Below are 10,418 nucleotides of genomic sequence, written 5' to 3' on the forward strand. Positions count from 1 at the left end.
CTATCTTAGCTTTAACTTACCCCCACTTTTCCTTCGTTCTTTGTTCGTCATTCCTTCGTCTTTTGTTCGTCTTTTGTTCGTTCTTTGTTCGTCATTCGTTCGTTCATTGTTCGTCTTTTGTTCGTCTTTTGTTCGTCTTTTCTTTGTCTTTTCTTTGTCATTTATTCGTTTTTGTTCGTTCATTGTTCGTCTTTTGTTCGTCTTTTGTTCGTCTTTTCTTTATCTACCCGTGCGGCTCGCACCGTCTTTCATATAAGCTTTCTATAAGCTTCTCCCAAATTAACCATTAATCATTAATCATTAACTATTAAATAAGCCTTTCATCTACATTATTTTATTCTTCCGTCCCCATTTGCTAATTCTCAAATTTGCTAATTTACTAATTATACCCGTTTGTGTGGCTCACACCAATTTTGATATACCAAAAATTTGCCATACCTTTGCACTATTAATTCCAAAAAACAATTTGTATTATGGCAAGAAGTCGAAATGTTATTTTAAATGGACTCTCTGGTATGATTGGTAAAACGTTCGTTTTCCGAAAAGTTAAAGGACAAACAGTAGTCTGTAAAGCCCCTTCTAAGTCCCGCGTGCCAGCTTCCGAAGCTCAATTAGGCTGTCGCACTAAGTTCCAAGAAGCCGTGCGTTATGCCCAGCTCGTCCTTAAAGACCCACAGCTCAGGGCTTCCTATGAAGTATTACCTAAGGTCAAAAAAGGCACCTCATCAGTTTACCACGCTGCCATCACAGCGTATCTAAACAATACCGCTATTAAAAACTAATGATGTATTAAACTTTCAAACCGCAGAAAAATGAAGTATTATATTATAGCAGGCGAGGCTTCTGGTGATTTGCACGGTGCTAACCTAATGAAAGCCCTATTAGAAAAAGACCCAAAAGCCGAATTCCGCTTTTGGGGGGGCGACCAAATGCAACAGGTGGCAGGTACACAAGTAAAGCATTACCGAGACCTCGCTTTTATGGGCTTCTGGGAAGTGATTACGAACCTGCGCACCATCTTGCGCAATATCGATTTCTGTAAGAAAGATATCACCCAGTTTAACCCCGATGTTCTTATTTTTATAGACTATCCCGGTTTTAATATGCGCATTGCCCAATGGGCTAAACAACAACATATCCCTACTCATTACTACATCTCACCACAAATATGGGCTTGGAAAGAGAACCGCATAAAAGCAATCAAACGCGATGTAGATTTTATGTACGTCATACTCCCGTTTGAAAAAGATTTCTACGAAAGAGAACACCAATACCGCGTGCACTTTGTTGGTCATCCTTTGCTCGATGCTATTGCACAGCGCAAAGAAGTAGATGAGCAGACTTTTAAAAAGGAAAATAACTTAGATGTGCGCCCTATTATAGCACTCTTACCAGGTAGTAGAAAGCAGGAAATAGCCAAGATGCTAAAAATAATGCTCTCTATAGTCGATGATTTTCATCAGTATCAGTTCGTAATAGCAGGAGCCCCCTCAATTGATTATCACTTCTATAAACGTTTTATCAAAGAAGAAAACGTGCATTTTGTAAGCGGTAAAACTTATGATTTGCTCTCGGTGTCTTATGCAGCGCTTGTAACTAGTGGTACGGCAACCTTAGAAACCGCCTTGCTCAACGTCCCCGAAGTGGTGTGCTACAAAGGCAATTGGATTTCCTATCATATAGCCAAACGCATTATCAAGCTCAAGTACATTTCATTAGTAAACCTCATTATGGATAAGCCTGTGGTTACTGAGCTTATTCAAGGTGACCTTACTAAAAAGAATTTAGAAGCTGAGCTTAACAAGCTCACTACTTATAGGCACCGTTACGAAGTGTTTAAAGATTATGTTTTGTTGAGAGAAAGGTTAGGCGGAGAAGGAGCAAGCGAAAAAACAGCTTCATTAATATTACGTCAATGTCAGGAAAATTAAACACAGCTAATAGCGTAATTGTGGTATGTACATTGCTATTGGGTATAAGCAAACTTGTAGTGTATACTAACAAAGTAACACAAGAGCAGCTTAATCAGTGGCTATGTATGCCTCAATCGTTACCTCTGTTTTTAAAACAACCTTGGACGCTTATTTCTTATGCTTTCTATCACGTAAGTATTCAACACCTGTTTTGGAATATGCTCCTATTATTTTTCACGGGGCATATTTTCTTCAATCTCTTTAACGGAAAACAATTTGTAAAAGCGTATAGCTTTGGGATTATAGGTGGCGGAATCACTTTTCTAACCATAGGTTACTTCTTCCCCTCCTTCACTGATAATACGATGCTCTTAGGAGCTTCAGCTGCTGTTATGGGAGCCTTAGCCTTTGTGGTAACCCTGTTTCCCTCTTATAATGTGTATATTTTTACCTTTAAAATAAAATTGCTGTACGTTATATTGGCTTTTATACTTTTCGATATACTGAATATATCAGTAAACACAGGAGGTAAGATAGCCCACTTCGGAGGTATTTTAGGAGGGATATTCGCAGGACTTACTTCAAAGTACAGTTTTCGTATTCCTAAAAAAGCAAAAACGCCCCAAGAAGAATCCCCTAAAAAAGAGAAGAAAGTCGTTTCAGAAGAACAACAGATACGAGCACATCAGGTCAATCAACTGTTAGAGAAAATCAGTGCCAGTGGTTATGCAAGTTTAACCGACCAAGAAAAGAAATTCCTCTTTGAAGTGAGCAAGGAGAAAGAAAGCTAATTTGCTATCAATGAGAGGCTAATTCAAACAGCGAATTACTAATAAATGTTAATATTTAGTAGTGGGTATATTTTTAACATATTCTTAACTCACCGTGTTTAGATAATGTTATACTTTTGCCCCCAAATAGTTGAATGCTTATTGGTGATGAAGATGAATCGGCTAATATTATGGGTGCTTTTAAGCACTTTAATCGCTTGCAAGGGTAAGCGTAATGAGCCTACTATAATAAGTGGCTTTTTCCCTAATGCAAAGGACTCTTTTGTTGTTCTATACAGCAATGATACTCCTATAGATACTGCTTATTTAGATAAGAATAAAACTTTCCTGTTTAACCTAAATATAACCGAAGGAGAGTTGTTTAACTTTGAAACAGATGGTAAGTATCAATATGTGTATGTAGAACCTAAGGACAGTGTGGTAGTGTATGCCAATGCACTCAGTTTTGAAGAAAGTATTTCATTCTCGGGTAAAGGCTCTGCTATTAATAACTTCTTACTCTCACAATCTAAGATATCAGATGCGCAAGAAGAAGTTTTTAGGAAGTTTCATTCTTTACCACCTATGCAGTACAAAAACAAAAGTGATTCCTTATATCAAGAAAGAAAACGGGAGTATGATGATTTTCTCAAACTAAATCCTCAGCTCACCGAGAAAGCAAAAGATTTAGCCTTAGTAAGCGCTACTTTTCCTATCTATAAGGAAATGGAGATATATCCTTTTGTTTATCAAAATAAGAACAACATTTCAATCGTAGATTTACTGCCCTATAACTTTTACGACTATCGTAAACAAATTAATTATAACGATAGCTTTTTAGAGTATTTTCGCCCCTATTATAGGTATATGGTAATGTATGTCAATAATCTGGCTTTTACTCAATACACCTATGATACTCACACTTTGGTAGATGTAAGTAGGGAATTAGGTTTCCATTTGCAAAAGATTAAAATCATCGATAGTCTTTTTACCAATGGAAGTTTGAGAGATAACCTATACCGAAATGCAGCTTATGCTTATATTTTTAATATCCAAGAGCACACCGAGTATAAAGATTACTTCGATAAATTTGCTAAGTATAACAAAGATAATAAGTATAAAGCCGAATTAGATAAGGTATTTAGAAATGTAATAGCACTACAAGCGGGAAGAATTCCTCCCGATTTTGATTTGATTAATGCAAACGGTGAACCTACTAAGTTTTCGGAAATACAACAGCCGGAGGTAACTATTTATTACTTTTGGTCGGTCAATCAGAAAGAGCTTTCTAAACTTATCTTCGGAAGAGTGAGTCAGTTAAAGAAGCTATTCCCCAATGTAAAGTTTGTAGGTATTGATATAGGGCAGGATAAAACTCAATGGCGCAAACAAATCTCAAATACCGATTGGACTGACCAATATCACTCTATCAATTTCATAGATTTGTCGCAAAAGTTTTTAATTAATAATATTAACAAATCAGTAATTATAGATAAAAACGGACGTATTATATCGGCTTTTGAAGATATTTTCAGTCCAAACTTAGAAAAAATATTATTATCAAAAGAATCTTAATTATTTATGTCTGACCAGATTATTACCTTTATTATGTATTGCGTTCCGGCTCTTATTGTAGGAGCGGTAGCCTTTTATTTTTTTAGAATACATATTGAAAATGAAGATAAAAAGCGATTGTTTCTTCTTCATAAAGAAAACCAAAAGTATACAATGCCTATCCGCTTACAAGCATACGAGCGAATGACACTTTTTTTAGAGCGAATGTCTCCTCAACAACTATTTCTGCGCATTCCTCCTCATAACTTTTCTAAGAAAGAGTATGAAGCATTGCTTGTAAACTCTATTGATGAAGAATTTGAACATAACTTAGCACAACAAATATACCTCAGTGAAAAGCTATGGAATATTATTCGTACTGCTAAAATGGCTACTATTCAAATAATCCGTAAAGTAGCCCTAACCGAAGAGGTAAAAGACTCACAAGCTATGGTAGAAGCTATATTTAAAGAGTTTGTAGAGAAAGCCACTCCTTCGGCTAATGCACTAAGCCATTTAAAAGAAGAAGTACGTCAATTTTTAAAATAGGAATATTTCTATAAGTATAAAAAAATAAGGGATTGAATTATATAATTCAGTCCCTTATTTGTTATATGTGTACTTTCCCTATGTTTCAGAGATAGAGGCTAAGAATGCTTTTATAATAGTTGCAGACAGTTTGCCTGCCTCTACTACAAAAGTCTCATATGATACCGCATTCCCTTCGCCTGCCTTATCAGAAATAGCGCGAAGCATTACAAATGGAATGTTTAATAAGTAGCAGGTTTGAGCAATAGCTGCTGCTTCCATTTCTACGGCTTTTGCTTTAGGGAAGGTATTAGCAATTTCTTGTAGTCGGGTGGGCGAGGAAATGAAAGAGTCTCCACTTACTACTTGTCCGTAGTGAAGTGTATGGCTGTATCGTTCGGCTACTTGTTTTAGTCTTTCTGTCCATTGTGTGTTAGCAATAAAGGCAGGAGGCATTTGTGCTTGCTGACCTATTTCATACCCAAAAGCCGTAACGTCTACATCGTGGTGGCGTACTTCAGTAGCTAAGATTATATCGTGTACCGAAGTATCACCTAAGCCTCCGGCAGTACCTGTATTAATAATAAGCGATGGATTGTATCTTTCTATAAGTAAAGTGGTCGCAACCGAAGCGCTTACTTTACCTATGCCTGAAAGTAATAATACTACTTCTATCCCATTAAGAGAACCTTCATAAAAAACAAAACGCCCTATTTTAGTTTCTTTGCAAGACTCAATAGAAGCTCTTAAACTATCTATCTCAAGCTCCATTGCTCCTATAATTCCTATTTTCATAAATAAAAAATCTTTACTGAATTATTAATTTTTCAAAAGCCTTCGTCTTAAAGGTAAGTTCTTCGTTTTGTTTGTTGCTATACACTAAAAGTACAGCCATATTGGGGTGTTTCTCTAAGAAAGCTTTGCTCTTTTCCAATCCCATTACCATAAACATAGTAGCATATCCATCAGCAAACATAGTGGAAGGAGCAACTACTGTAGCACTGAGCACATCGCTTTGGGTAGCGCGTCCGGTAATAGGGTTAATAGAATGTACATATTTGCGCCCATTACTATCTGTCCATACTTTGCGATAGTTACCAGAGGTTGCCAATCCTTGATTGGTAAATTGTATAGTAGCTACCAATTCGCGATCGTCCAAAGGTTTGATAGGGTTTTCTACGCCTATCGTCCACGCTTTGTTCTCTATGATGTTCCTTCCTTTCAGATACATCTCACCTGCTATCTCCACTATATAATTCTCAATACCTTTTGAGTTGAGGAAAGCCGCAACTACATCGGAGGTATAGCCTTGTGCTATGGCATTAAAGTCAAACAGTATTTCAGGAGACTCTTTTTCAATATGGTTATCAGCTGTGAGATGTACTTTATTAAAGCCTACATATTTCTTCAGTTCTGCTATTCTTTCATCTGTGGGGAGTTTATCCTCAGTTATCTTTTGTTTACCGAACCCCCAAGCATTTACTAATACACCTACCGTAGGGTCAAACAAACCTTCACTTTCTTGCCATATTTGCTGAGAGGCTTCAAAAACTTTTCTGAAATGCTCGTCTACCACTACATTTTTATCTCCTGCATTGATTTTAGAAATGTCAGAATCTGGTTTATAGGTAGACATAGACTTATCTATCACTTGTAAAATAGAGTCTATGGCAGGTTTTAAGTCTTCTTTAGTTTTACTAATGTACTTAATGTGATAAGTGCTACCTTGTGCCTCTCCACTTATAAGATGAATTTCATCTTTTACGGGAGACTGGCAAGCTACTAAACCTATTGCGATACTTAAAAATAGATATTTCATTATTTAATTATTAAAATTTTACTTCTTCTTGCATAAAGGAATGATTTCTTCAGCAACAATACGATACCGTTCTATTTCTTCAGCTGTGAAATGGGAAGCGTATTGCAGTTCCTCTACTTCAAAGCCTATACTGCGCAATTTATTAAAATAGTCTAAACCGTAGACCCTTACGTGGTCATACTGACCAAAAATACGGGTGCGTTCTTTCGGGTCAGTAATGGTGTTATCTTCAAACGTAATGGCTCTGTGGTAGTCCTGTGGTACTTGAAAAATACCCCAACCCCCCTTTTTCATCACACGATAAAGCTCTTTCATAGCTTGGGTATCATCTTGGATATGCTCCAATACGTGGTTGCAAAATATCACATCAAAACATTCGTCTTCAAAAGGCAAAGCACACAAATCGGCTTTTACATCTGCCAAAGGAGAATATAGGTCGGTGGTGAGGTAATTGAGGTTAGGTTGTTTTTTGAAGCGTTTATAGAAGGCTTGTTCAGGAGCGACGTGTAGCACTTTAAGCTCACGTGTAAAGAAATCGGTTTCACGAGTAAGATAGAGCCAAAGCAATCGGTGGCGTTCAAGCGATAGGGTAGAGGGTGAGAGTACATTGGGGCGAGCTTTGCCGTAGCCATATGGTAAGAATTTCCTAAAAGTCTTGCCATCAATAGGGTCTTGGTATTTCTTTCCTCGCAAGTAGAAAGCTAAAAACGGACGCACCCAATAGCTCATCTTTATAAGCCAAGGGCGTGGAACTTTGTTTAATATAGTGGTAATAATAGCCATTAGAAGGTGTTTTTAGCGAAATAAGGTGAGCCCCACTCCTTTCATTTCTTCGGAATAAATGGGGTAAACAACCATTTGTATTGAAGATTTCTCTTTGCGTGTAAGCCATTTGGAAGTATATGGCAAGAGCCAATAGGCTGTTTTGGCACTAAGGATACCTATACCTGCCCCTACAAGCACATCGCCTATCCAATGGCGATTATTGTACAAACGCATTGCACCTACGGTGGTAGCTATAGCATAGCCACTGATACCTACCCATATATTCTCATCTTTGTACTCTTGCCAAAGGATTTCCATACCTGTGAAAGCGGTAGCTGTGTGTCCTGAAGGAAAAGAATTGTAGGCACTTTCATCGGGACGATGTATTCTGACACTATATTTTACTCCATTTACTAAAGCTGCCGTAATGGCATAAGCAGTAGCTCCTACTATGAGTCGTTCCTTTACACTGTGCTTGGATTTTATACCTAAATTGCTATAAGCAAAGACGCTGGCAATAGGTAGATACTGTATATAATCATCGAAGCGCAACTTCTGTCCGCCGGAATATCTATAAGCGTGTCGTTGTACATAACGATTGATATAAGTAGCGTTGGAGATAACTCCTAAGGTAATGAGAGAAGCAGGAAGTAATACCTGTTTGAGTTTAGGTTTTTCAGTAGCTACTTGCAAAGTATCGGCTGTGAGTACCGATTCGTGGAGTACTGATAAGCTATCGGTTTGAGCTTTTATAGATTGAATGAGAATAAAACAGAAAGCTACAATTAAAAGTAATATTTTCATTTTGCAAAAAAAGGTAAAAAGTAAAAGGTAAGGGTAGGAGGGAAAGATAATTAATTGTTAATTGAAAAATAAATCAGTAATACTGCTCCAATAACAATGCGGTAAATACCCCATACTTTAAAACCAAATTTGGTGAGGACATGTATAAAGAATTTCACGGCTATCATTGCTACCACAAAAGCTATTACATTGCCTATGATAAACAACCAAAAGCTTTCATCAGTTTTCATTATCAGCTCGTAGCCTTTCTCCTGGGCAGTACCCCATTTCTTCAAGAAAATAGAATACACGGTTACAGCCAGCATTGTAGGAACGGCTAAGAAGAAAGAGAACTCAGCAGCGGCTTTGCGAGTGAGCCCTTGCGTCATTCCGCCAATAATAGAAGCAGCAGAGCGCGAAGTGCCTGGCATCATTGCTAAACACTGCCAAAAACCAATAGTAACGGCTTTCTTTATTGTGATGTCTTTCTCGTTGTGAATCGTAGGATGTTTGAACCAATTGTCTACAAAAATAAGGATAATACCGCCTACAATCAGGGTAATAGCAATCGCTTTTTGGTTGTCCAAAACTGCTTCAATCTTATCATCGAAAAGTTTACCTAATATAAGAGCAGGGATAACGGCACACACTAATTTGAAATAGAAGTTCCAATTAGAAAAGTCGAAGAACTTGCGCCAATACAGTACTACTATCGAAAGGATAGCACCAAACTGTATGGAAACTTGGAACATTTTCAAATACTCATCGTCGGGCATTCCCATAAGGGCAGCGGTAAAACCCATATGTGCGGTTGATGAGATAGGAAGGTACTCGGTGAGTCCTTCGATAATAGCAATAATAATAGCTTGCAGTGTACTCATTCTTATTTTTCGTCTTGTTTTTTATCAGTTTTAGGATTTACTAGAATGGCGTAAATTTCAATGGCAAAACCTAAAAGTACCAAAGCAGGAGCTAAGTGAATACGTCGGAAATTGAAAATAGAGGGGTCGAACACAGCGGGATTATCGCTACCACCACCGCTCATTGTTATAAAACCAAGGGCTATTACTATTAAGCCAACAGCCATAATAAGATAGTTTTTCTTTTCAAAAATGAAAGTTGAATGATGTTTCATCAGTGATTAATTATTAATGATTAATGGTTAATAATAAAGGTCGTTGGTATTGAGGTTCAGGAAACGTTGTGTAGCAAAATAGGTGCTTAGCCAACTGATGAGTATCCCAATGGTTATAATGCTTATAAAAACAATGCTTAAAGTACCTGTATCCATTAAGATATTAAACTCAGGATATGACTTTACAATAGCCAAAAGCGATAGATAAAAAAGCACTATGGCTATTAGAGCGCTGAGAATGCCCAAGCGTACATTTGTCCATAAAAACGGACGGCGTATGAAACTGCGCGTAGCCCCTACTAATTGCATTGTTTTGATGATAAAACGTTTGGAATAAATGGAGAGGCGAATAGAGGCATTGATAAGCAAGATAGATACAAAAGTGAATAGGGCACTGAAAATTAATGTAACAATACCTATTCTATTCACATTTTCGTGGATAAGAGCTACCAAAGATTGGTCGTATACTACTTCGGTAACAAAAGAGTTTTGCTCTAACTCACGTTTGATTTCGCGCATCTTATCGGGCTCGGCATATTCGGCTTTTAGGCTTAAATCGATGGTGTTTTGCAGAGGGTTAGTACCGATGAAGGTAACAAAATCTTCGCCGATATCCTTACTGAACTTTTCGGCAGCAACTTCTTTTGATACAAACCGCACTGACTTTACAAAACTCGCTACCGAAAGAGTTTTCTGTAACTGTTCGATGTCGGCATTTTTAGCGTCGTCCTTTATCAAGACGGTAACGGTTACTTGCTCTTTGAAGTAATTGGCTAATTTATTAGCACTTAATACTAGAAAACTAAAAAAGCCCATAAGAAAGAGCACTAAGGTAATGCTCACTATTACCGAAAAATAGGAGGTAATTAATCTTCGTTTGTTAAATGAATCGATGGAACGTGCCATTCTTATATTTTTTGTTTTAAGATAGAAAATCACGCAAAAGTACAACTTTTTTTTGAATTAGCAACTAATTTAATACCAATAATGCCAATAATGCCAAAAATACCAAATCAATGACGAGTGACAGTGCGAGCCTCACGGGCTGGTGTGAGCCACACGAACAGGTGCGAGCCGCACGGGCAGATAGTGTGAGCCACACGGGCGGATAAATAATTAACGAACAAAAGACGAACAAAAGACGAACAAAA

Annotated in this window: 12 protein-coding genes; 5 read left to right on the top strand and 7 right to left on the bottom strand. The window is 37.4% G+C overall.

The genetic code is table 11. From position 1 onward, the window contains the following. Window positions 1-473: 473 nt before the first annotated feature. The 5 genes from HMPREF9078_RS02285 (at window position 474) to HMPREF9078_RS02305 (ending at window position 4,786) form a co-directional block, all read left to right on the top strand. On the top strand, window positions 474-782 hold the full coding sequence (locus tag HMPREF9078_RS02285; RefSeq protein WP_002672653.1) for a hypothetical protein: 309 nt from the start codon (window positions 474-476) through the stop codon (window positions 780-782). A 30-nt stretch (window positions 783-812) separates the two neighbouring features. Continuing rightward, window positions 813-1,931, top strand: a complete 1,119-nt coding sequence (lpxB, locus tag HMPREF9078_RS02290; protein ID WP_009419110.1) for a lipid-A-disaccharide synthase — start codon at window positions 813-815, stop codon at window positions 1,929-1,931. Next, window positions 1,916-2,704 (top strand): rhomboid family intramembrane serine protease, encoded by a 789-nt coding sequence (locus HMPREF9078_RS02295; RefSeq protein WP_009419111.1) that lies wholly within the window; start codon window positions 1,916-1,918, stop codon window positions 2,702-2,704. The genes lpxB and HMPREF9078_RS02295 overlap by 16 nt, the downstream gene beginning before the upstream one ends. Window positions 2,705-2,851: 147 nt before the next feature. Continuing rightward, the gene (locus HMPREF9078_RS02300) at window positions 2,852-4,258 is read left to right on the top strand and encodes a thioredoxin family protein (protein WP_009419112.1); all 1,407 of its coding nucleotides are present in this window, start codon (window positions 2,852-2,854) and stop codon (window positions 4,256-4,258) included. Between the two features lie 6 nt (window positions 4,259-4,264). Then, entirely contained in the window at window positions 4,265-4,786 is a 522-nt protein-coding gene (locus tag HMPREF9078_RS02305; protein WP_009410257.1) for a hypothetical protein, read from the top strand. Window positions 4,787-4,864: 78 nt separating this feature from the next. Here the strand turns inward: HMPREF9078_RS02305 and HMPREF9078_RS02310 are convergent, their stop codons facing one another. The 7 genes from HMPREF9078_RS02310 to HMPREF9078_RS02340 are packed head-to-tail and all read right to left on the bottom strand — an operon-like array spanning window position 4,865 to window position 10,173. Beyond that, complete coding sequence (locus HMPREF9078_RS02310; RefSeq protein WP_009417878.1) at window positions 4,865-5,560, bottom strand: 5'-methylthioadenosine/adenosylhomocysteine nucleosidase; 696 nt, start codon at window positions 5,558-5,560, stop codon at window positions 4,865-4,867. Window positions 5,561-5,573: 13 nt separating this feature from the next. Further along, window positions 5,574-6,584, bottom strand: a complete 1,011-nt coding sequence (locus HMPREF9078_RS02315) for an FAD:protein FMN transferase (protein ID WP_009419113.1) — start codon at window positions 6,582-6,584, stop codon at window positions 5,574-5,576. 18 nt (window positions 6,585-6,602) lie between these two features. Further along, the gene (locus HMPREF9078_RS02320; RefSeq protein ID WP_009419114.1) at window positions 6,603-7,367 is read right to left on the bottom strand and encodes a class I SAM-dependent methyltransferase; all 765 of its coding nucleotides are present in this window, start codon (window positions 7,365-7,367) and stop codon (window positions 6,603-6,605) included. A gap of 12 nt (window positions 7,368-7,379) precedes the next feature. After that, window positions 7,380-8,153, bottom strand: coding sequence for a phosphatase PAP2 family protein (locus HMPREF9078_RS02325; RefSeq protein WP_009419115.1), 774 nt, complete (start codon window positions 8,151-8,153; stop codon window positions 7,380-7,382). A gap of 50 nt (window positions 8,154-8,203) precedes the next feature. Beyond that, complete coding sequence (locus HMPREF9078_RS02330) at window positions 8,204-9,013, bottom strand: undecaprenyl-diphosphate phosphatase (protein ID WP_009419116.1); 810 nt, start codon at window positions 9,011-9,013, stop codon at window positions 8,204-8,206. Window positions 9,014-9,015: 2 nt separating this feature from the next. After that, complete coding sequence (locus HMPREF9078_RS02335; protein ID WP_009419117.1) at window positions 9,016-9,267, bottom strand: DUF3098 domain-containing protein; 252 nt, start codon at window positions 9,265-9,267, stop codon at window positions 9,016-9,018. A gap of 27 nt (window positions 9,268-9,294) precedes the next feature. Further along, window positions 9,295-10,173: an ABC transporter permease gene (locus HMPREF9078_RS02340; protein ID WP_002672636.1), complete on the bottom strand. Its 879-nt coding sequence runs from the start codon at window positions 10,171-10,173 to the stop codon at window positions 9,295-9,297. Between the last annotated feature and the right edge of the window lie 245 nt (window positions 10,174-10,418).

This window comes from Capnocytophaga sp. oral taxon 380 str. F0488 (genome assembly GCF_000318255.2).
GTDB classification, from domain to species: Bacteria; Bacteroidota; Bacteroidia; order Flavobacteriales; family Flavobacteriaceae; genus Capnocytophaga; species Capnocytophaga ochracea.